This window comes from Paenibacillus sp. 2TAB26 (genome assembly GCF_052115145.1).
Lineage (GTDB): Bacteria > Bacillota > Bacilli > Paenibacillales > Paenibacillaceae > Pristimantibacillus.
In genome coordinates this window covers 247943-274640 of sequence record NZ_JBFRGC010000009.1, presented here as the reverse complement: position 1 = coordinate 274640, position 26698 = coordinate 247943, and the positions used below count along the sequence as shown (strand labels likewise).

At 45.1% G+C, this 26698-nt stretch carries 26 protein-coding genes and 1 other annotated feature; of the genes, 19 read left to right on the top strand and 7 right to left on the bottom strand.

The window, feature by feature from the left end:
• Positions 1-69 precede the first annotated feature (69 nt).
• From AB4Z50_RS12485 to AB4Z50_RS12475, 3 genes are read left to right on the top strand one after another with little or no spacing between them, the layout of a single operon-like run.
• A complete protein-coding gene (locus AB4Z50_RS12485) occupies positions 70-1374 on the top strand; it encodes an MFS transporter (protein WP_441879229.1) in 1305 nt (434 codons plus the stop codon).
• Positions 1367-3331 (top strand): glycosyltransferase family 39 protein, encoded by a 1965-nt coding sequence (locus tag AB4Z50_RS12480; RefSeq protein ID WP_441879227.1) that lies wholly within the window; start codon positions 1367-1369, stop codon positions 3329-3331. Before AB4Z50_RS12485 ends, AB4Z50_RS12480 begins: the two co-directional genes overlap by 8 nt.
• Entirely contained in the window at positions 3300-3755 is a 456-nt protein-coding gene (locus AB4Z50_RS12475; RefSeq protein ID WP_441879225.1) for a hypothetical protein, read from the top strand. The genes AB4Z50_RS12480 and AB4Z50_RS12475 overlap by 32 nt, the downstream gene beginning before the upstream one ends.
• A gap of 2 nt (positions 3756-3757) precedes the next feature.
• On the opposite strand, the gene AB4Z50_RS12470 is transcribed toward AB4Z50_RS12475, so the two are convergent.
• The gene (locus AB4Z50_RS12470) at positions 3758-4093 is read right to left on the bottom strand and encodes a DUF1904 family protein (RefSeq protein WP_441879223.1); all 336 of its coding nucleotides are present in this window, start codon (positions 4091-4093) and stop codon (positions 3758-3760) included.
• 143 nt (positions 4094-4236) lie between these two features.
• Entirely contained in the window at positions 4237-5163 is a 927-nt protein-coding gene (locus tag AB4Z50_RS12465) for an RluA family pseudouridine synthase (protein WP_441879221.1), read from the bottom strand.
• A 190-nt stretch (positions 5164-5353) separates the two neighbouring features.
• On the opposite strand from AB4Z50_RS12465, the gene AB4Z50_RS12460 reads away from it, so the two are divergent.
• A complete protein-coding gene (locus AB4Z50_RS12460; RefSeq protein ID WP_441879219.1) occupies positions 5354-6904 on the top strand; it encodes a stalk domain-containing protein in 1551 nt (516 codons plus the stop codon).
• 157 nt (positions 6905-7061) lie between these two features.
• Entirely contained in the window at positions 7062-8954 is a 1893-nt protein-coding gene (locus AB4Z50_RS12455; RefSeq protein WP_441879217.1) for a B12-binding domain-containing radical SAM protein, read from the top strand.
• 83 nt (positions 8955-9037) lie between these two features.
• On the opposite strand, the gene AB4Z50_RS12450 is transcribed toward AB4Z50_RS12455, so the two are convergent.
• The 3 genes from AB4Z50_RS12450 to AB4Z50_RS12440 all read right to left on the bottom strand — a co-directional run bounded on the left by AB4Z50_RS12450 (position 9038) and on the right by AB4Z50_RS12440 (position 11689).
• On the bottom strand, positions 9038-10018 hold the full coding sequence (locus AB4Z50_RS12450) for a type I phosphomannose isomerase catalytic subunit (protein ID WP_076268019.1): 981 nt from the start codon (positions 10016-10018) through the stop codon (positions 9038-9040).
• A 105-nt stretch (positions 10019-10123) separates the two neighbouring features.
• Positions 10124-10717, bottom strand: coding sequence for a class I SAM-dependent methyltransferase (locus AB4Z50_RS12445; RefSeq protein ID WP_441879215.1), 594 nt, complete (start codon positions 10715-10717; stop codon positions 10124-10126).
• Positions 10718-10723: 6 nt separating this feature from the next.
• Positions 10724-11689 carry a TIGR01212 family radical SAM protein gene (locus AB4Z50_RS12440; RefSeq protein ID WP_441879213.1) on the bottom strand — a complete coding sequence of 322 codons (966 nt, stop codon included), beginning with the start codon at positions 11687-11689 and terminating at the stop codon, positions 10724-10726.
• 282 nt (positions 11690-11971) lie between these two features.
• On the opposite strand from AB4Z50_RS12440, the gene AB4Z50_RS12435 reads away from it, so the two are divergent.
• Complete coding sequence (locus AB4Z50_RS12435) at positions 11972-12181, top strand: hypothetical protein (RefSeq protein WP_076268017.1); 210 nt, start codon at positions 11972-11974, stop codon at positions 12179-12181.
• Positions 12182-12334: 153 nt separating this feature from the next.
• Positions 12335-13102, top strand: coding sequence for a tRNA (guanosine(46)-N7)-methyltransferase TrmB (trmB, locus tag AB4Z50_RS12430; RefSeq protein ID WP_076268016.1), 768 nt, complete (start codon positions 12335-12337; stop codon positions 13100-13102).
• Here trmB and AB4Z50_RS12425 read toward each other — a convergent pair.
• Entirely contained in the window at positions 13099-13671 is a 573-nt protein-coding gene (locus AB4Z50_RS12425; protein WP_076268015.1) for a phosphatase PAP2 family protein, read from the bottom strand. The genes trmB and AB4Z50_RS12425 overlap by 4 nt on opposite strands.
• A 706-nt stretch (positions 13672-14377) precedes the next feature.
• Between AB4Z50_RS12425 and AB4Z50_RS12420 the strand changes: the two genes are divergently transcribed.
• The 5 genes from AB4Z50_RS12420 (at position 14378) to AB4Z50_RS12400 (ending at position 17616) form a co-directional block, all read left to right on the top strand.
• Positions 14378-15616 (top strand): glycosyltransferase family 2 protein, encoded by a 1239-nt coding sequence (locus AB4Z50_RS12420; protein ID WP_076268014.1) that lies wholly within the window; start codon positions 14378-14380, stop codon positions 15614-15616.
• 66 nt (positions 15617-15682) lie between these two features.
• Positions 15683-15840 (top strand) — a sequence feature (ribosomal protein L20 leader region).
• A 56-nt stretch (positions 15841-15896) separates the two neighbouring features.
• Positions 15897-16394, top strand: coding sequence for a translation initiation factor IF-3 (infC, locus tag AB4Z50_RS12415; RefSeq protein WP_144376751.1), 498 nt, complete (start codon positions 15897-15899; stop codon positions 16392-16394).
• Between the two features lie 34 nt (positions 16395-16428).
• On the top strand, positions 16429-16626 hold the full coding sequence (gene rpmI / locus AB4Z50_RS12410; RefSeq protein ID WP_076268012.1) for a 50S ribosomal protein L35: 198 nt from the start codon (positions 16429-16431) through the stop codon (positions 16624-16626).
• A 50-nt stretch (positions 16627-16676) separates the two neighbouring features.
• A complete protein-coding gene (gene rplT, locus AB4Z50_RS12405; RefSeq protein WP_054028358.1) occupies positions 16677-17036 on the top strand; it encodes a 50S ribosomal protein L20 in 360 nt (119 codons plus the stop codon).
• Positions 17037-17220: 184 nt separating this feature from the next.
• On the top strand, positions 17221-17616 hold the full coding sequence (locus AB4Z50_RS12400; protein ID WP_441879209.1) for a hypothetical protein: 396 nt from the start codon (positions 17221-17223) through the stop codon (positions 17614-17616).
• 14 nt (positions 17617-17630) lie between these two features.
• Here AB4Z50_RS12400 and AB4Z50_RS12395 read toward each other — a convergent pair whose 3' ends face one another.
• Complete coding sequence (locus tag AB4Z50_RS12395) at positions 17631-18131, bottom strand: GNAT family N-acetyltransferase (RefSeq protein ID WP_083681944.1); 501 nt, start codon at positions 18129-18131, stop codon at positions 17631-17633.
• Between the two features lie 514 nt (positions 18132-18645).
• Between AB4Z50_RS12395 and ilvB the strand changes: the two genes are divergently transcribed.
• From ilvB to AB4Z50_RS12360, 7 genes are all read left to right on the top strand, one after another.
• Complete coding sequence (gene ilvB, locus AB4Z50_RS12390; RefSeq protein ID WP_441879206.1) at positions 18646-20391, top strand: biosynthetic-type acetolactate synthase large subunit; 1746 nt, start codon at positions 18646-18648, stop codon at positions 20389-20391.
• The gene (gene ilvN / locus AB4Z50_RS12385) at positions 20388-20873 is read left to right on the top strand and encodes an acetolactate synthase small subunit (protein WP_076268009.1); all 486 of its coding nucleotides are present in this window, start codon (positions 20388-20390) and stop codon (positions 20871-20873) included. The genes ilvB and ilvN overlap by 4 nt, the downstream gene beginning before the upstream one ends.
• Before the next feature lie 123 nt (positions 20874-20996).
• The gene (gene ilvC / locus AB4Z50_RS12380) at positions 20997-21989 is read left to right on the top strand and encodes a ketol-acid reductoisomerase (RefSeq protein WP_076268008.1); all 993 of its coding nucleotides are present in this window, start codon (positions 20997-20999) and stop codon (positions 21987-21989) included.
• A 120-nt stretch (positions 21990-22109) separates the two neighbouring features.
• Entirely contained in the window at positions 22110-23654 is a 1545-nt protein-coding gene (locus tag AB4Z50_RS12375) for a 2-isopropylmalate synthase (protein WP_076268007.1), read from the top strand.
• Between the two features lie 365 nt (positions 23655-24019).
• Complete coding sequence (gene leuB, locus AB4Z50_RS12370; RefSeq protein WP_339207563.1) at positions 24020-25099, top strand: 3-isopropylmalate dehydrogenase; 1080 nt, start codon at positions 24020-24022, stop codon at positions 25097-25099.
• Positions 25100-25243: 144 nt separating this feature from the next.
• The gene (locus tag AB4Z50_RS12365) at positions 25244-25792 is read left to right on the top strand and encodes a peroxiredoxin (protein WP_076268005.1); all 549 of its coding nucleotides are present in this window, start codon (positions 25244-25246) and stop codon (positions 25790-25792) included.
• Positions 25793-26064: 272 nt separating this feature from the next.
• Complete coding sequence (locus tag AB4Z50_RS12360) at positions 26065-26481, top strand: hypothetical protein (protein ID WP_076268004.1); 417 nt, start codon at positions 26065-26067, stop codon at positions 26479-26481.
• Positions 26482-26698: the final 217 nt, after the last annotated feature.

The following is a 26698-nucleotide window of genomic DNA, read 5'->3' as shown; positions in this document are numbered from 1 at the left end:
GTGCGGTAAGATGAGAGAGTTATATGTAATTTATAATAGACTTTCATCGTAACCGGGGGCGTTTTATTTATGGCTATGGCAAGCTTCAAATCGAAATTAGCTTACAGCTCGGGAAATTTATCAGTCAACTTAATTGCACAGGCCTTCGCATCCTACATCGTTTTTTATTATGTGGATGTGCTTGGTGTAAAACCGACTTTAATCAGTTTGGCCATGGTGATTCACGGCATCGTCAATGCGGTGCTAAACCCGTTGTTCGGACACATTTCCGACCGTACGAGCTCCCGTTTTGGCAGGCGCATTCCGTACATGCTGTTTGGCATGGTGCCGCTGGTGGCCTTGTTTACTGCGATTTGGTTTCCAGTTGGTACCGGATCAGCGCTGTTCTGGTACTTCTTAACGATCGTGCTGCTCTATGACATTATGTTCGTGATGGTTGTATTGAACTATTCTGCACTGTTCCCTGAAATGTTTACAACGATGAAAGAACGGGCAACGGTGTCCTCATGGCGTCAAATGTTCGGCATCTTGGGGATGATTATTGGTGTGGCTCTTCCTCCCCTCGTTTATGCGAATATGGGCTGGGGGCCGATGGGAGCGATTTTTGCGGGGATCGCGCTTATTTTCTTTATTGTTATGGTATCGGCAAGCAAGGAAAAAATGGTTGTTTCGCGTGAAGAGGTTGGTTTCGTTCAATCCTTGAAATTCACATTCTCGAATAAGGCGTTTGTTTTATTCGTTATCGGCAGCTTTTTCGTCCAGTTTACCTTTGCCATGCTGCCCGCGGCTATCCCTTTCTTCACCAAATACGTGCTCGGAGCTGAAGATAGCAGCAATACGATTTTGCTTGGCGCTATTTTTGTCGCTGCCATCCCGTGCGTCTACATATGGGGGAAATTGCTGCAGAGATGGGGCCCGCGCAAGACCGTTATGATTGCCGTTAGTATTTACGCATTTGCAACGATTCCATTTTTATTCGTATCCAGCGTTGCAACTGCGGCCATGGCGGCGGTCGTGATCGGCATCGGTTTAGCGGGTTTGCTCGTTTTGCTGGATGTTCTGTTGTCCGAGATTATTGATGAGGATGAGAAGCAGACAAACGTACGCAGAGAGGGCATGTACTTTGGGATGAACGGCTTTATCGTCAAATGGGGAATTTCATTGCAGGCTGTTGTTCTGGGTGTTGTGCTGGAGGCTACAGGCTATGTGAAAGACGCGGTTCAAGCGGATGCGGCTGTGTGGGGCATTCGTTCAATGCTCAGCTTCATCCCGTTCATAGCTCTGCTTGTGGCTCTTCTATTTTTTTATTTATACCCTATTCGTCCTACGAATACGATTACAAAAAGCGGAGCGGTGACCCATAGTAATGACTAGTTTTATAGATTGGGTAAAAAAGAACCCATTATTGCTGCTTCTGTTTCTCGTCGGGGCTGCGGTGAGAGTGGTATATGCGGGATCCATACCAGGCGGCTTGAATCAGGATGAGGCATCGATCGGCTATGAGGCTTATTCTATTCTGCATTATGGCATTGATCGCAATGGCATTTCGCTGCCGGTTCATCTTATTGCATGGGGAAGCGGTCAGAACGCGCTTTATGCTTACCTGTCTATGCCTTTTATCTATTTATTTGGTTTAAATGAACTGTCAGTTCGAATGGTTAGCATCTTATTTGGCCTACTGAGCATGGTGCTATTTTATCGGATTGCAAATCAGCTATTTAAAAGAAAGCATGCAGCTGCGGCTGCAGCTTTTTTTATCGTCATATGTCCTTGGCATATTATGATGTCACGATGGGCGCTGGAGTCGAATATTTTTCCTACTCTAGTGCTGATCGCAGTGTTTTTTTTGTTCAAAGCGCTGCAGCAGCCGAAATGGCTGATTGGCTTTACATTAACACTAGCCGCTTCGCTTTATGCTTATGGAACGGCTTATTTTTTTGTACCTGTTTTTGGAGTAGGCATATTGGCTCTGCTCGTTGTTAAAAAGACGTTCAAGCTTCGAGTTCTGCTTTGGAATTGCGCGGTTCTCATTATATTAGCAGCACCTATCGGACTGTTTCTTCTTATTAATCGATATGGCATGGCGACCATACAATTTCTGTTTTCTATTCCTAAGCTAACTGTTCCTCGTGTAGAGCAAATCTCTACCGCATTTGGCGGTCATTTTTTCTCAACGTTTGCGGACAATTTCAAATCATTTTTGCAAATGTATTTGACTCAAAATGATGGTTTGCTGTGGAATGCCATGCCTAAATTTGGGTATATGTATCCGTTAGCATTACCGCTGATCGGAATTGGCATCTTGTATGGTGTGATGAAACTGATTAATAATTTCCGCATAGAGACAGCAGTCATTGCTATCTGGTTCGGAACGGCAATTCTAATGACATTGATTACAGATGTGAATATCAATCGTATTAATATTATTTTTTATCCGACGGTATACTTGGCAGTTGCAGGCCTTATGTGGCTGCACAAGCGGATTAAATACTCATTCCCAATAATTATAGCGGCGTTCTCCATTTTCTTTGTTTTCTTCTGTGCTAACTATTTCACTACTTATGCGAAGCAAATAAGCCCGCTTTTCTATGAATCCTTTGGAGAAGCTGTACAGTACGCATCGGATGAAACGGAAGGCAATATTTATGTGACGGATCAAGTGATGATGCCTTATATTTATGTATTGTTTTATGAAAAAATGGATCCGAAGCAGTTTATAAGCACAGTCGACTATATCAATCCGGGTGAGCCCTTTCAGTTTGTTCGCGCATTCGGCAGATACCATTTTGGGCAGCCTGAGCCAAGGCCAAATGAGGAAGCGGCTTATATTTTCAAAAATAGCGACTCTATTCCGGGTGAGGATTCAGGCTATAAGATTAAAAAATTTAAACATTATACGGTCGTGAGCGGTACAGGAACAGTGGTGGCTCAGAAGGTTCATGAATCATTTCAGAACGGCGGCTTTGAGGAAGGGCAGCAGTATTGGTCATTTACTTCCGGTACGGGGATAGGCTCAAACCGTCCTTACAGCGGTTCCAACTTAATGTATGTTGACCCAGGCAACGGTCGTGTCGTTTCCCAGACCTTCTCGGCTGCTGATGACGGTGACTATATCCTTTCTGCTAAAGTGAGTACGAGCGCTGCTGGTGGAATGATCGGGCTTTCCATCAATGGAGTAAAAGTTGAAGATCTTGCGATTAACGCACAAGAGCAATATGTAGAAGTTAAGCTGCCTGCAGTATCCGTGAACATGGGGGATACCGTTTCTATCTATTTTACTGGAGGGGCGGGCTGGTTAAATGTCGATGATGTGGCGTGGAGCAAGAAATAGTGACCGTATTATTTTGCGTGCTAGAGTAATGTTGATTATTTTGATTCTTCTATTTGTTATTGTCTTAATAGGCTGCTCAAATAAGCAGATGGGAATGAAGGAAACAATCACCGCATATTACGACCACATGCATAATGGAAAGATGGAGGAGTCTCAAAACCTTTTGGATTGGGACTCCGGGGAGTGGGACATTGTTGATTATTACGTTACGATGCCTCTCATGAATAAAGACTATGGTTTGGTTTCGTTAGAAACTTTTGAAATTAGTTCATCCAAGAATGATGATGCTTCAGGAGAAGCTGTAGTTAAAATTACTTATAAGGATAAAGCTGATAAAAATCGAATTGAAATCAACACGTTAGAGTTACATACAGATTCCAACGATAACTGGAAAATAACGTCCATCACACGAAACATGGAATGAAATTAATCCGATACGGCTTCACCGTTAATATAATAGCTGTCCTCACGATATGCATGAAACACGATCTCAATTTCAGATAAGTCAATTTGGCTGACATATTTGGTAACTGCCTGTGCAAATCGATTTCTTACTTGCTGTCCCCGCTCGAACCAGCCGACCTCGATAAATGCAAACCCTTGATCATCTGCCTCACTGCCAAAAACGCTGGTCGTATTTAGACAAGCCATTGTAAAATTATCGGTACCGCACTCGCAAATAGCGGCAAGCTCAGCGGCAAGCGGTGTCGAAACAGACTTTAACTGCTCGGACGGTACTCCGCGGAATAATAAATGTGGCATTGCACTGTTCCTCCTGCATAGATAGATTAAATATCCATAGTAGTATATCAAAAAAAAGCATCAGCCGCTTATACCAGGGAATGCCGTCTGATTCACAATCATTGGCATTCCTGTATAACGACTGATGCTTGTTTGTTTGCTGCTTACTCCGTCACATGAAACGGCTTAAGAAACAGCTTAGGAATTTCAGTTTCAAACTTGACGAGTTTGCCGGTTACCGGATGCGTGAAGGACAATACGCGGGCATGCAAGCCAAGGCGGCCAATGATGCGTGTGCGTGCGCCGTATTTTTTGTCGCCAACAACGGGATGGCCAATGTCCTCCATATGAACGCGAATTTGGTTTTTTCGGCCTGTCTCGAGATTCACTTCGAGAAGCGAGAAGTTTTTATTGGAACGAAGCACCTTGTAATGGGTAACGGCGTGCAGACCATCGTTCGGATAGGAGCTGGAATACATTTTGAGCGTTTTGCTTTCCTTCAGCCACGAACTGATTGTACCTTGCTCCTTCTTAACCAATCCTTCTACGAGCGCGATATAGCTGCGTTCTTGAACCGAATCCTGCCAGCTGTTTTGCAACTGCTGCTGAACCGCCTCGCTCTTTGCAAACATCATGACACCTGAAGTATCACGATCCAGACGATGCACAACGTAAATCCGGTTTTTCGTATTCTCGACACGTACATGCGCCATAAGCTGGCGATAGGCGGTCACTTCATTTTCTGGCGCAGAATCAGATGATATGGACAGAAGTCCCGATTCCTTCTTTATAACGATAATATGCTCATCCTCAAAAAGGATCGCGAGCCCTTCCAGCGGTATTTTATCCTGCGGCCGGTCTCTGCCTACCGTAACGGTTTGACCGGGCTGAAGCGGATAGTTGTAAGCGGTCGTTGATTTTCCGCCTACAGATACTTGTCCATTCGCTAATATGGATTTCACTACATTGCGTCCAGCACCTGAAATATTTTTTATGAGAAAGGGAAGCAGTTCCATCGGTTCGTTAACCGGGTAGGACTTGCTCTTATCTGCTTGTGATTGAGGAGCTCCGCGCTTTTTTCCCCTGTGCATGCCAAAAAACCTCCTAGATTCAATGCTCCTACTATACCATGAGTATGGGCTTCAGTTCTAATCTTCTGTTTAGCAGTTTAACAACGCTCTATGAATCTCGATCTAATAGACAAAGAGTTAAGAGGAGTGGTAGGATTAATGATAGATTTACCAAATGGTGAAAAAGGAAAAGTTTGGAGGAAATGATCGCGTGAAAACAAAAATTTTAAAGACTATGCTAAGTCCTATGCTCATTGCCGGGTTATTGCTTGCCCCATTGTCAACACTTAGCGTAGATTCTGTAGCGGCAGCCAGCGCTGCAAGCAAGACGGTTGCCGTATCGACGCAACAACTGCAGGTGATTGTAGATGGCAAGAAATTATCTCTATCAGCCGGCGCGTATGCAGAGAAAGGCGTCACATTTGTTCCGATGCGCGATATTTTTACAGCACTGGGCGCTACCGTAACTTGGGAAGGCAAGACGGAGACGATTATTGGACGTAAAGGCAATCGTTCTATTTCTCTTAAAGTAGGCATGAAGCAAGCGGTCATTAACGGTAAAACAGTGAAGCTCGATTCACCTGCTGTCGTTCGCAAAGGCGTCACGTTTGTACCCGTTCGGTTCATCTCGGAAGCTCTTAACGCAAATGTGAAATGGGATAAAGCCGCTAACGCGGTTCGAATCACATCGCAAGAGGCTGCCGAGCAAGCAGAATACAACGAGTGGCTTGAGCAGCAGAAAAACATTCCTAGACTTACTCCTAAAGAAATCGTAGATAAATATGATGAGAGCGTTGTTCTCATTATGACCAATCGCGCTCAAGGCAGCGGCGTTGTTATTGGTGATAATCTGATTCTTACTAATTATCATGTTATCGGAGATGCAGCCTCTGCTACTATGCTGGATGTTTATGGTGATGAGCTGAAGATTACAGGCGTAGTTCATTATGATAAGTCAGCAGATCTAGCTATTGTTAAAACAGAAAAATCAATTGATATTCCGCCGGTCGTTCTAGGTTACGGGTTAAACTCGTATAAAGGCGGCAAAGTCGTTGCCATTGGAAGTCCGCTTGGACTGCAAAATACAGTTTCAGACGGTCTGATTAGCAACATCACCTATGAAGACGGTATCCGATACATTCAGACAAGTGCTCCGATCGATCACGGCAGCTCAGGCGGGGCATTGTTTAATGAGTTCGGAGATCTTATTGGTATCACCACGCTTGGATACTCTGGGACGAGCGCGGATTTGAATTTTGCTGTATCCGTTATTCATGCTGCTAGTTTGAATAGCGAAGTAACAGAGGAGAAAATAAAGAACGCTAAGTTTTTACCTTCAAGCTTGCCGGATACGCTCGTTGGCGCTCCTTTGGCTGATATCGAGAAGGTGCTGAAAGATCAATTCTCTTCTGTATCTACTACTGAAGGCGAGGCTAAGTTTACGAAGTGGGAAGCCAAACGTGATTCCGCTGGCTGGCTCGTACTGACAGCAGATATTGATCCTAGGTTTTATATGTTATACGGAGCGTCGATGTCTCAGGAGCTCAGGCTTTGGGCAATTAATCTAGGGAATGAGTTCCATAAGATGCTGCCGGATGAGAAAATTCAAGTGCTTATTTCCTTCGAGCGCGATTATGGTTTCGAGCCGCGCGGCTTTGAATCGGGCGAGGTCACAGCACTTGGCGGCGACAAATGGCGTGTTCGCTATCCAATTATCGATATGCAGCTCAAAAATGAACTTTATATTAAAGTAAGAGTGTAAAAAAATGGAGGCATCTGCTGCTGCGATCTGCGGCAAGGGATGCCTCTTCTTTTTTTTGATTTTTTTCTGTACAATAGAAGGCATCTTGCTATAAGCGCTGAAGGCTTTCGCAAGCGTGCTTTATAGGCAAATGCTTAAGTTAGAGAGGTTATTACTTATGAAAGTGGTACTGTCCACATTAAATGCCAAGTTTATACACACATCACTGGCGCTGCGCTGTTTGAAGGCGTTTAGCGGCGATCGATTCGATATTGAAATTGCAGAGTACACCATCAAAGATCCAGTGATGAACATCGTGTCCGATATTTTTTCGAGAAAACCTGATGTAGTCGGATTCTCCTGCTACATTTGGAACATCGAGGAAACGATTACGGTTATTAATATGCTGCGCAAAATCATGCCTGAAATCAAAATTATTTTAGGCGGTCCAGAAGTCAGCTATGATATGGACTATTGGATGGAGCGTGTGCAAGAGGTTGATTTTATCGTGGTGGGCGAAGGCGAAGAGACCTTCCATCATTTGCTTACTGAGATTGAAGGCGATGGCAAATACCATATGGTATTTGGAATTACCTATCGGAAGCAGCGCGAGGATCGCGTCGAGGTGCTGATTAATCCGCCGCGTCCCAAGCTGAATCTGAATGAGCTGCCATCCCCGCATCGCTTTGAGGAGGATATTCCTCATTTGGGAAGCCGTGTCGTTTATTTTGAGACAAGCCGAGGCTGCCCGTTCAGCTGCCAGTTTTGCCTATCCAGTATCGAGGTTGGCGTTCGTTATTATGATATGGAGCGGACGAAAGCAGATATTTTGTATTTGATCGAAAAAGGCGCCAAGCTTATTAAATTCGTCGATCGAACATTTAATATTAAACGGGATTACGCGCTTGAAATTTTTGAGTTTTTGATCAAAAACCACCAGGGCTGTGTTTTTCAATTTGAAATAACAGCAGATATCATGAGACCTGAGGTGCTTGATTATTTGGCTGAGAATGCGCCTCCAGGCATATTCCGCTTTGAAATTGGCGTACAATCTACGAATGATCCAACAAATGAAGCGGTTCAGCGTCGTCAGAACTGGATGAAGCTGGTGCGTACCGTTATGAAAGTGAAAAATTCTCAAAAAATCGATCAGCATCTTGATTTGATTGCCGGTCTGCCGCTTGAGAACTATGATACGTTCCGCGGAACGTTTAATGATGTATTCGAGCTGCGTCCCGAGGAGCTGCAGTTAGGCTTTCTCAAAATGCTGCGCGGTACGGGTCTCCGCCGTGAAGCAGATAAATGGGGCTATATCTATATGGACAGATCGCCTTATGAAATGCTGGGCAACGATCTGATGCCATTTGGCGATATCGTTCGCATTAAACGGGTAGAGGATGTATTGGAGAAATATTGGAATGCGCACCGAATGGATCATACGCTGCTTTATTTGGTTGATCGTGTGTTTCCATCGCCATTCGACTTCTTCCAGGCGTTCGGCGATTTCTGGGAACGAAGCGGCTGGCAAAAGATCGGCCATCAGCTGGAGGATCTGTTCTCGCGGCTCTCGGCGTTTCTTGGATCGCTGCCTATCTCAGCAGAGAAGAACTTCGAACAGGTGCCAGCACTGCAAGAGGATACGAAGAGAGTTTCTGCTTCACCAGAAGAAATACTCGCAATTGCAGGCGAACGCTTAGATAAGGACGTCGTGCTGGGGCTAATGAAATACGATTATTTCCTTAATCATAATTATAAGCCTCGCAAAATTTGGTGGGAGTTTACGATGGACAAGTCGCTGTGGAGCGGCTGGATGCGCCACTTAGCGGATCGCCCAGAGGATGTATCTCCTGAATTCGCAGCACTGCGATTTGGCGAGAAGGAGCTTCACAAACATGCGGTTATTGAGAAGCTGCCGTTTGATCTTGCAACGTTCCTTGCTACAGGAGAGGTTGATCGCGAACATCATACGCTGCTCGTTGTTCTGTATGCACTTGAGGCAGGTAGTAGCAAACCGAAGCCGCGTCCTTTCACTTTAAAGATTAAAGCTGGTCAAGAAGCGATGATTAAGTAGTCCAGATTGAAATGAAAAGAACCTCCAAACCCATGAAGCAAACGGGTTTGGAGGTTCTTTGTTATTGGTTTGAAAATATGAAATTAAACAGAAGCAGGTACAATGCTGCGAAGTACAGTCATGCTGCCGGAAAGCTCATAGTCGCCAAGATTAGCGGGAAGGAGGAAGCACTCGCCTGCTTTAACGGATTGCTCGCCATCCGCCCATTTCACTTGTCCCTCACCATCGGCAACTACAAGGATAACGAAGCTATCAAGCGATGTGGACAGCTTCCAAGGAGCGGCTACGATACCTTTCTCAACGATGAAGTAAGGAGAAGAAGCGATGGTCAGCCACTGGCCAGCTACTGCGCTGTCTGTTTTCATCCGCTCAGCGCCTGCGCCTTCATAGGCAATGACATTAAGAGAATCTTCGATATGAAGCTCGCGCAGCTGACCATCAAGCCCAAGGCGATTGTAGTCATGCAAGCGATAAGTAGTGTCGGAGTTTTGTTGAATCTCAGCTACAACAACGCCAGAGCAGAGAGCATGAACGGTTCCTGCGGGAATGTAAAATGCATCACCGGCTTCAACAGTCACTTCTTGAAGCGCGTCCATAATGCGGCCTTCAGTGATTGCTGCTTCCATCGCCGCACGGTCAATGCCGTCTTTTAGGCCATAGATGATTTTTGCGCCTGGCTTAGCGTCGAGGATGTACCACATTTCTGTTTTGCCAAGCTCGCCTTCAGGCAGCCCTTCGTATGCATCCGTTGGATGGACTTGAATGGATAGGTCATCATTGCAATCGAGCAGCTTGATAAGGAGCGGGAAACGTCCGTTTTTCTCGGAAAAGCCTTGTGAGCCAAACCATACAGGTCCGTAAGTTTCACGAATTTGGTCAAGTCCAACGCCAGCAAGCTCGCCGTTCATTACTTTTGTAATGCCGTTAGGGTGATCACTGATCATCCAGCCTTCGCCAATTGAGCCTTCAGGCATTTCAAGGCCAAAACCTTCTAGTGCGCGTCCTCCCCAAATACGTTCTTTCATTTCTGCTTTAAATTGTAATGGATAAGGTTTTACTGTCATTATTTATCTCTCCCATATCGGTAGTATGTCGTTCTACTTCAGCTAAAAAATAACATTCAGAGCAATTGGCTTTAAAGAGCTGTAAGGTCAACGCGTTGCAAAAGATTAACGAGCAGTTGGACGCTTCTCTGCCGCAATAAGGTAAGGGGCAGCCTTGCGCTGGGTCTGCCTGTAAATAACGGTCTGCGCTAGGCTTTGAGGCAGCTGCTCTGCCCATGATTCCACGGAGGCGGCTTCCTCAGCACCGCCAGGATGCCCTGGATACAAAACGCAGGTCACGATACCTCCAGGACGCAGCAGCATTATAGCTGCATCGAGCGCAGCCAGTGTTGTTGCAGGCTCGGTTATGATCGTGAGATCATCGCTTCCCGGCAAATAACCGAGATTGAACATTACGGCTGAGACTTGTCCGATAATAGAAGGATCAACAGTCTCAGCCATACTTGCGTGATTGCTCAGCACAAGTTTAATATCGGGAAGCTTATTGTTATTTTGAAGGGAAGAAAGGCGCTCTTGCGTGCGATCAAGCGCCTCCTGCTGGATATCAAAGGCATATACTGTGCCGTTAGGTCCAACAAGCTCGGCAAGCGCAAGTGTATCTACACCACCGCCGGCAGTAGCATCAATGACGATGTCACCCGGCGAGGTACGCTCGTTGATCCATTTGTGAGCCATGCTTAGGACTGATAGAAACCCCATATTTCGCTAAACCTCCTGCTGCCATAACTTGCCTTGCCACGTATTGCGGCGCGTAAGCTCGTCGTCGAAGGCATTCAGCACTGACCATTTATTCATGCTCCACATCGGACCAATCAACAGGTCACGCGGCGCATCTCCCGTAAGGCGATGCACGATCATTTCTGGCGGCAGAAACTCAAGTGTATCAACAATCAATTTCACATATTCATCCTGCTCAAGAAATTGAAGCAGACCAGCCTCGTACTGACGTACCATCGGCGTCTTGCGCATGAGATGAAGCAAATGAATTTTAATGCCTTGCACGTCCATCTTGGCGACGGCGCGACCTGTATCAAGCATCATTTCATGCGTTTCCTGAGGAAGACCGTAAATGATATGCGCACATACACGAATGCCGCGTTCCCGAAGACGCTTTACGGCATCGAGATAGCAGGCTGTATCATGTGCACGGTTAATGAGCTCTGAAGTAGATTCGTGCACGGTTTGAAGTCCCATCTCCACCCAAAGATAGGTTCGTTCATTCAGCTCAGCCAAATAATCGACTACATCATCGGGCAAGCAATCAGGTCGTGTTGCAATGGACAAACCAACAACGCCAGGCTGCTGCAAAATGACTTCATAATATTCCCTTAGCTCTTCAACGGGCGCATACGTATTTGTATAAGCTTGGAAATATCCAATATACTGCGCATTTTGCCATTTCTGATGCTGACGGTCCCGTATTTTATTGAATTGTGTAACGAGGTCGTCCCGCCTGCTGCCCGCGAAATCACCAGAGCCGCGAGCGCTGCAAAATGTACAGCCGCCCTTTGCAATGGACCCGTCACGGTTTGGGCAAGTGAAGCCGGCATCAAGCGTAACCTTGAATACCTTGCCTCCCAACTGCTCATGCATTTCGTAATTCCATGTATGAAATCGTTTATCGCCCCAAAGCAGTGGCTGCTGCTGTTGCGATGTTGATAATTTAATCATCGTTTTCCCCTTCATTTAAGACCTACACCCTATATTTTAGCGAAAAACGAGTGGAAAAGCCACGTTTGTCATGCGAATAGATATTGAATGTTCGGAAAACGCTTTAATTGGAAATATTTTTTGAAATGGGTGTTTTTAGACTTGCGTAACCTTACATGAAGTGTTATATTAAAAGTGCGACAAAACAACAAATAAACCTAACATAGCCCATATGCACCTGCATTCATGAAACGTCGATTAAATGGAAATACTCTTACTAATAAATCGATGAGGTGATTAGAGATGAATAATGTAACCAAAATCCCGCACGGCGACGATACTGTAACTGTTGAGCTAACTGTAAAAGAATTGATGGCGCTTACAGGCGTCCGCTTTCACAATAATCATGGTGTAGAAATTTCCGCTCGCAAGAAGTTGAATGAAGTATTAGTGGGAACATACGAGCGTGAGCAGAAAGAGAACGCTCCGATTCCGTATCAGCTTTTGCTGTAACGACTATACATCCAATGACATGATAAGCAAGCCGCATCGCCAATAATTGGCTGCGGCTTTTTTCTATCCTCTTTACATTGCTCAATTTCTTGGGCACAATAAGGACTAGTCTATTCGTTGCATCGTCTACGATAAATGGAGGAATCACTGCATATGCGTTTAAGAGGAAGAAAAGGTATTCGTGAAAGTTTAGAGGGTCAGCCGGAGCTAGTCGTGCTCGATGCTGCGCCGCACAAAGGCAAGTGGCGTGAGTTTTTTGGCAACGACCAGCCTATATATGTAGAGCTTGGCATGGGCAAGGGTCGTTTTATTAGTCAAATGAGTGCTCGCTACCCGCACATCAATTTTATTGGTGTCGACATGTATGATGAGCTTCTTCGCCGCGCAAGCGAGAAGGCACGCATCGTATGGGAGCAAAAAGGGGAGTCTCATCCGCCCAATCTTGCGCTGCTTCGCGCTAATATTGAAGGAATCGAGACGATGTTTGCTCCGGGTGAGCTTGAACGTGTCCATCTGAATTTTAGCGATCCTTGGCCAAAGGCTAAGCATGCGCGCAGAAGACTAACGCATCCAAGACTTGTTGCCAAGTATATTGAACTGCTTAACGAGCGCGGCGAAATCCATTTTAAGACGGATTCACAATCTCTGTTTGAGTTTTCATTGAACAGCTTCGCGGAAATGGAACTTATCATGCGCAATATTTCGCTTCATTTACACAAAGAAGGCCCTCGAGAGGACCTTGTGTTTACGGAATATGAGATGAAATTTATGGAAAAAGGACAAAATATTTATCGTGTTGAAGCCGTTATCGGCTCCGAGGCTATTCGGAAGCATCGTGAAGCGAAACATGAGAAGTCGCTTAAAGAGGAAGCTGAGGCATCAGAATCCGTATCGAATGATTCGGATGATGAGGATAATTAATTTAGTCCTACTGCAGACGATACCCAGGAATAATTGACTGCCAAAGCTGTTATCGTTCCGATCAGTGCGCCAGCTGCAACATCAGATGGGTAATGCAGCCCTAGATACATTCTTGACCATCCAACGGATAGTCCAATTATTAACGCAAGCGGCACCAGCAGAGTCATCCATATCCCGCTAGTCAGCAATATAGGGACTAGCCATGCGAAGATCGCTGTTGTGTGTCCGGATGGAAATGAAGAATCGACAAGCGGCTTATGACATGTATTTACATCAGGCAGCGCTTGATAAGGTCGAAGTCGTTTGAATTTACGCTTTACAATTGCTACTGGCAAATGGCTTATGACGACCGCAGTTAAGCATTGCCACCCAGTAAGGCTCCAAGGAGCAGGTGCAAGTAGTGCATATAGAAGGGCGGTTGCGAGCGTAAAGGTTGCGCCGCCCATATGTGTGACCGTGCTTAACCATTTCCCCAGAATTCGATGTCTTTTTCTCCCTGAAGGTCTCCGGTTTGCCCAAATCAATAATCTTTGCTCACTCGTTTTCAGCCAGCCTATCATTCGTTCCATCGCTGTCATCCTCCTAACGGTGGCTTACTTCTATAACATTTATCAATTCCAGACTTAATTTTAGCATGTTTTTGTTCGCTGAGCGTAAACTATTTCTTGTCCCTATATTAAGGATAAGTAAGTATTATAGCACTAACTTGCTTTCCATGGGTGCTGCCTGATGAGAATGCGCTGTCATGCGTCTATCGGTATCCTGTTTTCGCTCCAAATACAGGGAATAAATATTGATTTCAAATTACTGTTTAATAATGTGCATTTGATGGTAAAACTGTAATGGACAAATTCCACGCGGTTGTGACAGGGTCTGTCGAAACCGCAAAAGATGTCGGAACGGAACTTTCTCGTTCACTTGTTCGTCACATAGACCTATTTCGATTTAAGAAACATTTTCACACATTTTAACGTAAATAAGGACGTTAGTGCTAAAAACTTAGCAATTGGTTGAAAATAAGGCTGAGTCGTCGTAAAAGGAGGTAATGTATTCATCCGTGAGCAATGCAAGCGTTTTTCTGCCGAGATTAAGCGCAATGAAGACTAATTCAACTTTTGACAAAGAAGTTGTTTCTGTGGAGAATCAATTATGGTCCGAGAGTGTTTGCAGAGAAACACTCATACAAAGAGAAAATATATAATAAAAAGCTTACGGCAGCCACGGGTGGATGCTGAAAAAAAGCAAAAAAAATGGGGTCTAAAGGGGTAATGCCGCATGTTCAATACGATTATGTTTGTGGTTCAAATTCTATTTGCGTTGCTAGGTGTGTATCAGCTGTTTTTAACGTTTTTCGGATGGCGGCGTAAAAAAGAAGATCTTTCTCATGCACCGAAAAAAACATTCGCACTGCTGATAGCAGCTCATAACGAAGAGCAGGTTGTTGGGGCACTGATTGAAAACTTGCAAAAAATGAAATATCCACGGGAGCTTTATGATATTTTTGTAATTTGCGATAATTGCACCGATGGTACAGTCGATGTTGTAAATAGTTATGATGGAGTATATGCATGTGTTCGTGAAAATCCAAATCAACGCGGCAAGGGCTTTGCAGTTGAGTGGATGCTTAAAGAGTTGTGGGCTATGCCAAAGAGCTACGACGGCGTAGCGATCTTTGATGCCGATAACCTTGTAGCGACTGATTTCTTGCAGTACATGAACAATGATTTGAGCAATGGATTCCGAGTTATTCAAGGCTACCTGGATACAAAAAATCCAAATGATTCTTGGGTCAGCTCAGCAAATGCAATTAACTACTGGTTCTGCAACCGGCTTTGGCAGCTTCCGCGTACAAATCTTGGCCTTGCCAACTTTCTAGGTGGAACAGGCATGTGCTTTGATTCAAAGCTGCTTCAGGAAATGGGCTGGGGAGCTACAAGCTTGGTTGAAGATTTAGAATTTACAGTCCGCTGCATTAAACGCGGAATTTATCCGAAGTTCAACTTTGAGGCAAAGGTGTTCGACGAGAAGCCGATTACGTTCCAAGCATCAGCTCGCCAAAGGCTTCGCTGGATGCAAGGACACTTTGATGTTACTCGTAAACATATGCTTCCTCTGCTTTGGCAGGGAATCAAGGATCGCAGCATGACGAAGATTGATGCGGCCCTTTATGTGTTCAATGCTTATAATTATTTGGCTGGATTTTTTATTGCAGCGATCATTTGGGGAGACATCCTGCTGTCAGGCGGAGATAACGTCACCTCCGTGTACAACCTGCTTCCAATTTGGCTAAGCATTCCGTACATGGCATATATTTTTGTGCAAATACCTTTATCCATGTATATGGCTAAAGTTTCGTGGAAGCTATATTTGCGGATTCCGACCTTTCTATTGTTCACCTTGTCATGGTGGCCGATAACGGTGCATGCATTCTTCACGCAAAACAACAAAAAGTGGAGTCATACCCAGCATACACGCGTCATCCGTCTTGAAGAAGTTCAAAGCAAACAAGTGTAATCGCTTGTTGACAAGGCTTTGTAGGCCATGGTATAGTAACACGGTAACATTTACAACTAACTTAATACGCACAAGCAGAAGCACCCGCTTCTCACCTTTCGGCTCAGGCTGGCTGGTTCGCGATAATCGATTAGTCATTCCATCATTTCAACTGAAGTGATGCTCTGACATACATGTACGGTTATGAGATGCGGGTTCGAGCGAACCCGCATTTTTTTATTGCGTGGAGACATGAACAAACCATTTTTGGAGGTGGCACGTTATTAGCAGAGAACATCAAATCAATGATGAAATCCGGGCCAGAGAAGTGCGTTTAGTAGGCGCTGAAGGCGAGCAAATCGGTATTAAATCCATTCGCGATGCTATGCAGCTTGCTATCGAGCTGAATTTGGACCTGGTGAACGTCGCACCGACGGCTAAACCGCCGGTATGCCGCATCATGGACTACGGAAAATTCCGTTATGAGCAGCAGAAGAAAGAAAAAGAAGCACGCAAAAACCAAAAGATCGTTGATCTTAAAGAAGTTTGGTTCCGTGCGAACATTGATGAAAATGACTACCAAACGAAGTTTCGTAACGTTGTTAAGTTTCTCAATGAAGGCGATAAAGTGAAAGCATCCGTAAGATTCCGCGGTCGTGAGATTGCTCATGCATCTTTAGGCCAAAAGATTTTGGATCGTCTTTCAAAAGAGGTTGCCGAATTATGCAGCGTTGAGCGCGCTCCTAAGCTGGAAGGCCGGAGCATGATTATGATTTTGGCACCCAAAACCAACAGCTAACAACTGATGAAGAACTTTAAGGAGGATAACTGATATGCCTAAGATGAAAACTCACAGCAGTCTGAAAGACCGCTTTAAAATTACTGGAACTGGTAAAGTAAAACGTTACAAAGCTTACCGTAACCACTTGCTTTCACACAAATCCGGTCGTCAAAAACGCGTACTTGCTGGCCAACCGCTTATGGCTGCTGGCGATGTTCGTCGTTTGAAACAAGGCCTTGCTAACTTGTAATAATAAGCTACACCAAATAAGCTAATTCAACCTACAGGAGGTTTCCACTCATGGCAAGAGTTAAAGGCGGTTTTGTCCGCACTCGTCGTCGCAAAAGAATTCTAAAGCTAGCTAAAGGTTATTTCGGTTCGAAACATCGTCTGTTTAAAACAGCGAAGGAGCAAGTTGGTAAGTCCCTAATGTACGCTTACCGTGACCGTCGCAACAAAAAACGTGACATCCGCAGACTGTGGATCGTTCGTATTAACGCGGCAGCTCGTATTAACGGACTTTCGTACAACAAATTCATGCACGGCTTGAAACTTGCGGGCGTAGAAGTAAACCGCAAAATCCTTGCTGACCTTGCAGTTAACGATATGACTTCATTCAACTCGCTTGCTGGCATTGCAAAAGAAAAAATTAACGCTTAGGCGTTGACCGCATATAAGGGCTGTCCAAGTCATCTAATCGATGATTTTTGGACAGCCTTTTTTGCGTTTTTTTTTGCGTAAATGAACCGACATGCGCACATTTATTGGAGCAGAGGACAAATAAACAGACGGATGCCACCCTCCGCGAATATGCTGTAGGACAACGGGAAGGGAGGGATTTCGCATGCGTAACGTTTCCAAACAGCAAGTACGGAAACTGGTCGGCAAATCCATTTATGCAGTACGTCCTGACGGCTCTGTCGTCACTGGCAAGCTCGTTCGGGTACACCAAAATAAACTGATCGTCGCTCCACTCGAAAAAGACAAAGGCAAGCTCGTGCAAACGAAAGCAATTTTGCCTCTCGTATTGTTTGACCTTCTTGCCATCGGCACGCTTCCTTTATGGGGCGGCGGCTTTGGTGGTGGTTTTGGCGGTGGCTACGGCGGCGGCGGCAACTGCTGCAACAACAATTTTAACCAATACGGCAATGGCAACTATGGTGGCTATGGTGGCAATGCTGGTTATAACGGTAATGCTGGCTACGGCGGTTATGGAAACCAGGGCTACAACGGTTTTTAATGGCAATTAAGTAATCATAGCGGGGTGAGCGGTTTAAGTAATTCGTAGCAGCGCAGCTCAGGATAGTATTGGACGGTATAGTAACCAAGCTTACTATAGAGTTGATGTGCTTTACCATTAACCTGATCGACAAACAGCCTGGCGACTTTGCAATTCTGCGTTTTGCCGTAAGCTTCGCTATGAGCTATTAATTTTCTGCCCCATTGTCTATTCCGATGATCAGGATGCGTGACCATCATATCTAAATAAAGCACCTCACCCATCACTTCAAAATGGATGAAGGAGACTGGAGGGCTTTTTTTAGATAAGGATGCTACAAAAGTAACACCGCGACGGAAACGCTTAGGGAGCTCTCGAATCGTTTGCGCATCATGTTGGTGTACCGTATGGGATAAGGGAATAAGCTCATTGCGAATGAGGCGAACCACTTCGGCTTGATCATACCTAGGCTCATAAATACGAATCATGCTCATCATTCCATTTCTACCGCGCCAAATGGATCTGGGACGCAGCATGAATTTGCCGCATTAGGGCTAAACTAGTATATGTAGCGCGCTAAAGGATTGCGCCGAATACATTTTACAACAAGAGTTGTTTATGGTTCTTGACGAACGGAGATTCACGGCATATAATAAGGAAAGTCTTATCTACCACGTACTGGTATTCGTACCATGTGGTAAATACAAAATCAGCATTGATGAGGACGAAGTGCTTAGGGCCCTTTTGAACAGAGAGCGGATGGATTAGCTGCAACCATCGCCAAAATCCCTTTTCTACGAGCTCACCTCGGAGCTGTTTCCTTGAAAAGCAACCATGTGTTGCCTATTAGGGGGAATCGCAGGGCAAGCGTTACAGTGCCATTGGTAGAACGTATATGCATGACGTTCTTACTTGTAGAGGTTATACATCGGGAGATGTGTAACGAATTTGGGTGGTACCACGGAAGATATACCTTTCGTCCCTCGTTGCTTCGTATTGGAGCATGAGGAACGAGAGGTTTTTTTGTTTTTTCTGAGAGGAGGATGACTGATGATAACGCAAGGTGCAACACTGAAGTCAAAAGAGGAAATGAAGGAAAGAATTTCGAAACCTGAGGTTATTTCTGGTTCGGAGATTTTGCTAAGAAGTCTATTGCTTGAGGGTGTAGATTGTGTGTTCGGCTATCCAGGTGGAGCAGTGTTGTACATTTATGACGCGATGCACGGAAACCCCGATTTCAATCATTTACTAACACGGCACGAGCAAGGCGCGATTCACGCGGCAGACGGTTACGCCCGCGCAAGCGGCAAAGTAGGCGTATGTATCGCTACATCAGGTCCTGGTGCAACAAACCTCGTGACGGGAATTGCAACTGCATATATGGATTCCGTACCACTAGTTGTTATTACCGGTAATGTCATCTCCAGCCTGATTGGCAGCGATGCATTCCAAGAGGCAGACATTACGGGAATCACAATGCCAATCACTAAACACAGCTACTTGGTTCGCGACGTTGAGGATTTGCCTCGTATTATTCACGAAGCATTCCATATTGCCAACACGGGGCGCAAAGGTCCAGTATTGATCGATATTCCGAAGGACATCTCAGCGGCTAAGACATTGTTCAAGCCAGTAACAGAAGTTAACATCCGTGGTTACAACCCGACAGTTACGCCTAACAAAAATCAAGTGGATAAGCTGATTAAGGCGATTGAACAAGCGGAGCGCCCGTTAATACTAGCAGGCGGCGGAGTCGTTTACTCTGGCGGACATGAAGAGCTGTTCGAATTCGTTACTAAAACGCAAATACCAATTACAACAACATTGCTTGGTTTGGGAGCTTTCCCAAGCGGCAATGATTTATTCCTAGGCATGCCAGGCATGCATGGCACATATACGGCTAATAAATCGATTCAAAGCGCAGACTTGCTAATTAATATTGGCGCTCGCTTCGATGACCGCGTAACCGGCAAGCTTGCGGGCTTTGCTCCACTGGCGAAAATCGTACACATCGATATCGATCCAGCGGAAATCGGCAAAAACGTACCAACAGACATCCCGATTGTCGGTGATGTAAAGACTGTTCTTGAAATTGTGAATAAGCTCGCGAAACGTGCAGACAAAGCGGATGATTGGCGTGCGAAGCTCAAAGCTTCATGTGAGCAATATCCGTTCAGCTATACGGATTCTGACGTTGAGCTTAAGCCGCAGTGGGTTGTAGAGCTGATCCATGAGACAACGAATGGCGATGCGATTGTAACAACTGACGTTGGTCAACATCAAATGTGGGCTGCTCAGTATTACAAGTTCAACAAGCCTCGTTCATGGGTTACTTCCGGAGGGCTAGGCACTATGGGCTTCGGATTCCCTTCTGCTATCGGCGCTCAAATGGCGAATCCGGATCGCGTAGTCGTTTCCATTAATGGTGACGGCGGGATGCAAATGTGTGCGCAAGAGCTTGCAATTTGCGCAATTAACAACATTCCGGTTAAGGTAGTAATTATCAATAATCAGGTGCTCGGTATGGTAAGACAGTGGCAGGAGCTTATCTATGACAACCGCTACAGTCATATTGATCTCTCAGGTAGCCCAGACTTTGTGAAGCTGTCAGAAGCTTACGGAGTTAAAGGCTTCCGTGCAACGAACAAAGAAGAAGCTCGTGCCGCATGGGAAGAAGCATTACGCCATCCTGGTCCAGCTGTTGTTGAGTTCGTCGTTCGCAAAGAAGAGAACGTATACCCAATGGTAGCGCAAGGAAGCACCATCGACGAAATGATCATGGGGGATGCGGAATGAAAAAACACACGATCGCAGTAATCGTTAACGATCAGCCCGGCGTTCTACAGCGCGTATCTGGTCTGTTCGGACGCCGCGGCTTCAACATTGAAAGCATAACGGTTGGTTCCAGCGAAGAAGCAGGCTTGTCGCGTATGGTCATCGTCACTTCTGGTGATGATCATACGCTCGAGCAAGTAACGAAGCAGCTATATAAGCTGATTGACGTTATTAAGGTCATTGATCTTAGCTCAAATCCGATGGTTGGCCGCGAGCTTGCACTCATTAAAGTGAATGCAGAGCCAGCATCTCGTCCGGAAATTTTAGGTGTTGTTGAAACTTTCCGCGCAGCGGTTGTTGACATTGGCACTCATTCGCTTATGGTACAAGTAGTAGGGGACACTGAAAAAATCGATGCTATGGTTGAACTGCTTAAACCGTATGGCATTCGTGAACTGTCGCGCACAGGAGTAACAGCATTAAACAGAGGCAATTCCAAGTAATAAGAGTTCATCATTCAACATCCCGCTTTGAGCGGGAGTTTAAGGGGAGAACCGCTGCTTAAGGGTCATTCTCTGCTTAAACACCCGCTCAAAAGGGTTAAACTAAAGGAGGCAATTATTAATATGGCAGTTACAATGTACTATGAAAAAGACGCTGATCAAGGCGTACTACAAGGTAAAACAATTGCAGTTATCGGTTACGGCAGCCAAGGTCACGCTCAAGCACAAAATCTTCGCGACAGCGGCTTGAAAGTTGTTATTGGTCTTCGTCCTGGTAAATCCGCAGACGTTGCTAAAAAAGATGGTTTCGAAGTACTTACAGTTGCTGAAGCAACTAAAGTGGCTGACGTTGTTCAAATTTTGCTTCCTGATGAAACACAAGCGAAAGTGTACAATGATGAAATCGCTCCTAACTTGAAAAAAGGCGCGGCTCTTATGTTCTCCCACGGCTTCAACATTCACTACGGACAAATCGTTCCGAACAAAGATACAGATGTATTCTTGGTAGCTCCAAAATCTCCTGGTCACATGGTTCGCCGTACGTACCAAGAAGGCTTTGGCGTTCCTGGACTAATCGCTATTGAGCAAGATGCTACTGGCAATGCTAAAGCTATCGGTCTTGCATATGCTAAAGGTATCGGCTGTACTCGTGCAGGCGTTATCGAAACTTCTTTCAAAGAAGAAACAGAAACAGATTTGTTCGGTGAGCAAGCCGTTCTTTGCGGTGGTGCTACTGCACTAGTTAAAGCTGGTTTTGAAACGCTTGTTGAAGCTGGCTACGCTCCAGAAATGGCTTACTTCGAGTGCTTGCACGAGCTTAAATTGATCGTTGATATGATGTATGAAGGCGGAATGGCGTCCATGCGCGATTCTATCTCCAACACAGCTGAATACGGCGATTATGTAACTGGTCCTCGCATTGTTACTGAAGAAACGAAAAAAGAAATGAAACGTGTATTGGAAGATATCCAATCCGGTCGTTTTGCTCGTGACTTCATCTTGGAAAACCAATCGAACCGTGCAATGCTTACAGCTACTCGCCGTAATGAAGCTGCTCACCCGATTGAAAAAACAGGCGCACAGCTTCGTGAATTGATGCACTGGATCAAGAAGTAATAAAAGATAGAATGTAGGAAAATATCCCGGTTCGCCGGATCGTTTGACGATGAGCACGTAGTATCGCCATGTGGTCCGAGCGCACCGGGATCATTTTGTTCACGGAGGTGCATTGCACAAATGCGGAAAATATATGTTTTCGATACAACGCTTCGTGATGGAGAGCAATCTCCTGGGGTTAACCTGAACACGAAGGAAAAGGTAGAGATTGCCCTTCAGCTTGAAAGGCTGGGAGTGGACCGCATGGAAGCTGGCTTCCCTGCTGCGTCTCCGGGAGACCTTGCTGCAGTTAATGCGGTAGCACGAGCAGTTAAAAATGCTACAGTTATCGGACTCTCACGCTCGCGTGAGCAGGATATCGATGCTGTTCGTGAAGCGCTTATCGGCGCACAGGATCCGTGCATTCACGTATTTCTTGCTACAAGTCCGATTCACCGCAAGCACAAGCTGCGGATGGAGAAGGAGCAGGTGCTTGAAACGGCAGAGCGTGCCATTCGGTATGCAAAGCAATATTTTGACAAAGTTGAATTCTCAGCAGAGGATGCAGGACGTACAGAGCTGGACTTTCTGTGTCAGGTCGTCGAGATGGCCATAAAAGCGGGAGCAACGGTCGTAAACATTCCGGACACGGTCGGTTATATGAATCCGCAAGAATTTGGGAACATCTTCAAGGTATTGAAGGAAAATGTGCCGAATATCGAAAAAATTCAGCTGAGCGCACATTGTCACAATGATCTCGGCATGGCGACTGCAAATTCGCTTGCAGCGATCTTGAATGGTGCAGATCAAGTTGAGGGTACGATCAATGGTATCGGGGAGCGCGCAGGTAACACAGCGATCGAAGAGATTGCAATGGCGCTTGCTACGCGTCCGGACTACTTCGGAGCTCAAACGACGCTGAACCTGAAAGAAATTGCCAAGACGAGCCGCCTTGTCAGCAAGCTGACGGGCATGGTCGTTCCAGGCAACAAAGCAATTGTTGGTGCCAACGCATTCGCGCATGAATCTGGTATTCATCAGGATGGCATGCTGAAAGAAAAAACGACGTATGAAATCATTTCACCAGATACGATCGGACTGAAGGAATCCAAGCTGGTGCTTGGCAAGCATTCAGGACGCCATGCGTTCCGTGAGAAGCTGATCGACCTAGGTTATGAGCTTGAGGACGAAGCGGTTAATGCTGCATTTGCTAAATTTAAAGATTTGGCAGATCGCAAGAAAACCGTAAGTGATGAGGATATTCTTGCTCTGCTTGAAGAGAAGCTCATTGATACGCCGGAAGTATTCAAATTAGAAATGATCCAAGTCAGTTATGGCAATCAATCTACGCCAAGCGCATCCGTTCGGATTCGTAAAGCGGAGGGTGAGGTCATAGATGAAGCGGCAATCGGCAACGGTTCCGTAGACGCCATCTATAACGCGATCGACAAGGTGACACAGGAAGTCGTGGAGCTTGAAGATTATTCGATCAAATCCGTATCGCAAGGCAAGGATGCGCAAGGTGAGGTTCATGTTGTACTAAAGCAGGATGATGTTTCTGCTCAAGGACGTGGACTTAGCACGGACATTCTTGAAGCTAGCGCGCGAGCATACATCGATGCACTTAATCGGCTGATCGAGAAGCGCAAGACGCCAGGCCGCCGCGATAAGATGAGTCTAATCTAAAAAGAAAGCAGTTCGCCAGAGTATAACCTTTGGGCGGACTGTTTTTTTGTTCTTTGATAGATATAGCTTCAAAAAAGGGATAATCAGCGACTCTATAGTTACAGCCTATAGAGTAAATAGATTTTATATCTTGGTAATCAACTCGTTTTTATGGTACAAATGATAATAGAATGAGAATGAATGTGTAGACTTGAACTTTTCAACAGGATTCGCCAAGCAAAAACGCCTTTGGCGTCCTTTGGATGCTGAAGTAGCTTTGATGGTGAAATATAAGCCCTTTATAAGCTAACAAACTTATAAATTCTTATATTTTTGAAAACGTTGAATGGACAAGTTTAACTCAAAACGAGGAGTGTTACATTATTATGTCAGAAGTTAAAAAAATTGCAGTTATTGCCGGCGACGGTATCGGCCCTGAGGTAGTTGGCGAAGCGCTTAAAGTGCTCAAAAAAACCGAAGAGCTTTACGGCTACAAATTCGAAACAGAACACGGCTTGTTCGGCGGTATTGCAATCGACGAGAAAGGCACACCATTGCCGCAAGAAACACTTGACCTTTGCAAAGGTGCAGACGCAGTATTGCTTGGCGCAGTAGGCGGACCAAAATGGGACAACAACTCCAAGGAACTTCGTCCAGAAACAGGCTTGCTAGGTATTCGCAAAGCACTTGGCCTTTTCTCAAACATTCGTCCAGCTACCGTATTCGATTGCTTGAAAGAAGCTTCAACTTTGAAGCCAGAAGTGCTTGAAGGCACGGATCTCATCGTTGTTCGTGAATTGACTGGCGGTATTTACTTTGGCGAGAAATTCCGTCGTGAAGGCGCTGGCGGCGAAGAAGCGGTTGATACATGCGTATACAACGTGCAAGAAATCGAGCGCATCGTTCGTCAAGCATTCGATATCGCTATGACTCGCGGCAAACGTCTTGCTTCTGTTGATAAAGCAAACGTACTAGAAACATCCCGCCTATGGCGCGAAGTGGTAAACCGGATCGCTCCTGAATATCCAGAGGTAGAGCTAGAGCACGTGCTTGTTGACAACTGTGCAATGCAATTGCTTCGCCGTCCTTCGAGCTTTGATGTCATCGTAACAGAAAATATGTTCGGCGACATTCTTAGTGATGAAGCTGCAATGCTGACTGGATCAATCGGAATGCTCTCATCTGCATCGCTTGGCGAAGGCAGCTTCGGCTTGTATGAGCCGGTACACGGCTCAGCACCTGACATCGCGGGTCAAGGCATCTCCAACCCAATTGCAACAATCCTTTCCGTAGCGCTTATGTTCCGCCTTACATTTGGTTACCACGAGGCTGCTGCAGCAATTGAAGCAGCGGTGAAAGAAGTTCTTGATGCAGGCCACCGTACAGGTGATATTGCTGTTGATAAGAGCACAGCAATTGGCACAACAGAAATGGGCGATTTGATCGTAGCTGCTCTAAGAAAATAGCATCTAGATTATAATTATTATAAATAAATATTAATTATAATATTGACTTGTTTATAAACTAGTGATACTATTTACTAGGTAAGTCACACAGACGAAGTGACATAAACAATAAAATTTATGGATAGGTCAAGGAGGTTTTCTATTATGGCAGAGCGTTTGGTAGGCCGTCAGGCCCCTGATTTTTCAATGGAAACAGCAACAGGTGACGGTAAAGATTTCGGTACAGCATCACTTGCAGATTATAAAGGAAAATGGTTGGTATTGTTCTTCTACCCACTAGATTTCACATTCGTATGTCCAACTGAAATTACTGCACTCAGCATGGCTGCAGCTGAATTCAAAAGCTTGAACACAGAAATTCTTGGTGTCAGCATTGATAGCAAACATAGTCACCGTGCATGGATCAACACGCCGGTTAACGATAATGGTCTAGGTCAACTAGAATTCCCTCTTGCTGCTGATATTACGAAAAGCGTAGCTCGTGACTACGGTGTATTGATTGAAGAAGAAGGTATCGCTCTTCGCGGTTTATTCATCATCAATCCAGAAGGCGAAGTACAATATCAAGTTGTTAACCACAACAACGTTGGCCGCAGCGTAGACGAAACTCTTCGCGTATTGCAAGCTTTGCAATCCGGTGGTCTTTGCCCAATCAACTGGAAACCAGGTCAACAAACTTTGGTATCGAAATAATATATTTCGAATAGCAGTATTAACAAAACCCGTGCCATTTAATGGTACGGGTTTTGTTTTTGTCTACATAGCGATACGGATAATGTGAGGAGAAAGCAGGAATTTCGTCCATGCAGAGCGAATATGGTATACTTAGCAACAGATAATAAAAAATGATAGGTTTGTTAACGCAAACTTTAGATGATGGTTTTGAAGATAGGTTTGCTGTGCAAACCTAAGATGATGCTTACGAAGATAGGTTTACTGCGTAAACCTTTGAGGAGGAGTCGTCAATGAGTTTTTGCTGTGGAGCTAGTATGATTGGAACAAAAGGTACACTTAAGCATATTCGGACGCATATTCACAATGTGCCCATTATGTTTTGTCCTGTCTGTCACCGTGTAGATATTCATTATTTAATCGAAAATGAATATGAGATACTAGCCGAATATGCACATGGCGACGGTGCTGCTGAAGTTGATTTTCAGGAGTACGTAGAGCAAGAAGGCAAGGCGCTGCTTGAGAATTGTGTTAACCATGAGAATGAGGATCCAATGGATGTTGTCCACAGTCAAATCGATATGGCACTTGATTTGCTAAGCTTTGCTAAGCAAATTGAGGATACGGAATGGCAGCTTGTTCTTAAGAAGCGTCTAGGGATGCTTAACAATAGAAGGAATAAGCTCCGTCAACGCCGTACTTCCGTTTAGTTTTTTAAACATGAATGGTGAGCCTCCTTCACGGGGGCTTTTCTTTATTTTGATCATATAAAAATGTATCATTTTGTAATTTTATTAAATTCGTTTGTTTCTCAATCAACGGTTTTTTGGCGATATAAAGGGGACTAAAGATGCTTTTAAATGAAAATTAAGATTTTCTCAGAATGTACCCCCCGAAACCGGGCAGACAGAAACGAATCATACTAAT

Excerpts from the sequence above, each read along its gene's own strand:
- AB4Z50_RS12485 (WP_441879229.1), top strand. The coding sequence starts at position 70 with ATGGCTATGGCAAGCTTCAAATCGAAATTAGCTTACAGCTCGGGAAAT.
- AB4Z50_RS12480 (WP_441879227.1), top strand. The coding sequence starts at position 1,367 with ATGACTAGTTTTATAGATTGGGTAAAAAAGAACCCATTATTGCTGCTT.
- AB4Z50_RS12475 (WP_441879225.1), top strand. The coding sequence starts at position 3,300 with ATGTCGATGATGTGGCGTGGAGCAAGAAATAGTGACCGTATTATTTTG.
- AB4Z50_RS12470 (WP_441879223.1), bottom strand. The coding sequence starts at position 4,093 with ATGCCACATTTATTATTCCGCGGAGTACCGTCCGAGCAGTTAAAGTCT.
- AB4Z50_RS12465 (WP_441879221.1), bottom strand. The coding sequence starts at position 5,163 with ATGCACAGGGGAAAAAAGCGCGGAGCTCCTCAATCACAAGCAGATAAG.
- AB4Z50_RS12455 (WP_441879217.1), top strand. The coding sequence starts at position 7,062 with ATGAAAGTGGTACTGTCCACATTAAATGCCAAGTTTATACACACATCA.
- AB4Z50_RS12450 (WP_076268019.1), bottom strand. The coding sequence starts at position 10,018 with ATGACAGTAAAACCTTATCCATTACAATTTAAAGCAGAAATGAAAGAA.
- AB4Z50_RS12445 (WP_441879215.1), bottom strand. The coding sequence starts at position 10,717 with ATGGGGTTTCTATCAGTCCTAAGCATGGCTCACAAATGGATCAACGAG.
- AB4Z50_RS12440 (WP_441879213.1), bottom strand. The coding sequence starts at position 11,689 with ATGATTAAATTATCAACATCGCAACAGCAGCAGCCACTGCTTTGGGGC.
- AB4Z50_RS12435 (WP_076268017.1), top strand. The coding sequence starts at position 11,972 with ATGAATAATGTAACCAAAATCCCGCACGGCGACGATACTGTAACTGTT.
- trmB (WP_076268016.1), top strand. The coding sequence starts at position 12,335 with ATGCGTTTAAGAGGAAGAAAAGGTATTCGTGAAAGTTTAGAGGGTCAG.
- AB4Z50_RS12425 (WP_076268015.1), bottom strand. The coding sequence starts at position 13,671 with ATGGAACGAATGATAGGCTGGCTGAAAACGAGTGAGCAAAGATTATTG.
- AB4Z50_RS12420 (WP_076268014.1), top strand. The coding sequence starts at position 14,378 with ATGTTCAATACGATTATGTTTGTGGTTCAAATTCTATTTGCGTTGCTA.
- rpmI (WP_076268012.1), top strand. The coding sequence starts at position 16,429 with ATGCCTAAGATGAAAACTCACAGCAGTCTGAAAGACCGCTTTAAAATT.
- rplT (WP_054028358.1), top strand. The coding sequence starts at position 16,677 with ATGGCAAGAGTTAAAGGCGGTTTTGTCCGCACTCGTCGTCGCAAAAGA.
- AB4Z50_RS12400 (WP_441879209.1), top strand. The coding sequence starts at position 17,221 with ATGCGTAACGTTTCCAAACAGCAAGTACGGAAACTGGTCGGCAAATCC.
- AB4Z50_RS12395 (WP_083681944.1), bottom strand. The coding sequence starts at position 18,131 with ATGCTGCGTCCCAGATCCATTTGGCGCGGTAGAAATGGAATGATGAGC.
- ilvB (WP_441879206.1), top strand. The coding sequence starts at position 18,646 with ATGATAACGCAAGGTGCAACACTGAAGTCAAAAGAGGAAATGAAGGAA.
- ilvN (WP_076268009.1), top strand. The coding sequence starts at position 20,388 with ATGAAAAAACACACGATCGCAGTAATCGTTAACGATCAGCCCGGCGTT.
- ilvC (WP_076268008.1), top strand. The coding sequence starts at position 20,997 with ATGGCAGTTACAATGTACTATGAAAAAGACGCTGATCAAGGCGTACTA.
- AB4Z50_RS12375 (WP_076268007.1), top strand. The coding sequence starts at position 22,110 with ATGCGGAAAATATATGTTTTCGATACAACGCTTCGTGATGGAGAGCAA.
- leuB (WP_339207563.1), top strand. The coding sequence starts at position 24,020 with ATGTCAGAAGTTAAAAAAATTGCAGTTATTGCCGGCGACGGTATCGGC.
- AB4Z50_RS12365 (WP_076268005.1), top strand. The coding sequence starts at position 25,244 with ATGGCAGAGCGTTTGGTAGGCCGTCAGGCCCCTGATTTTTCAATGGAA.
- AB4Z50_RS12360 (WP_076268004.1), top strand. The coding sequence starts at position 26,065 with ATGAGTTTTTGCTGTGGAGCTAGTATGATTGGAACAAAAGGTACACTT.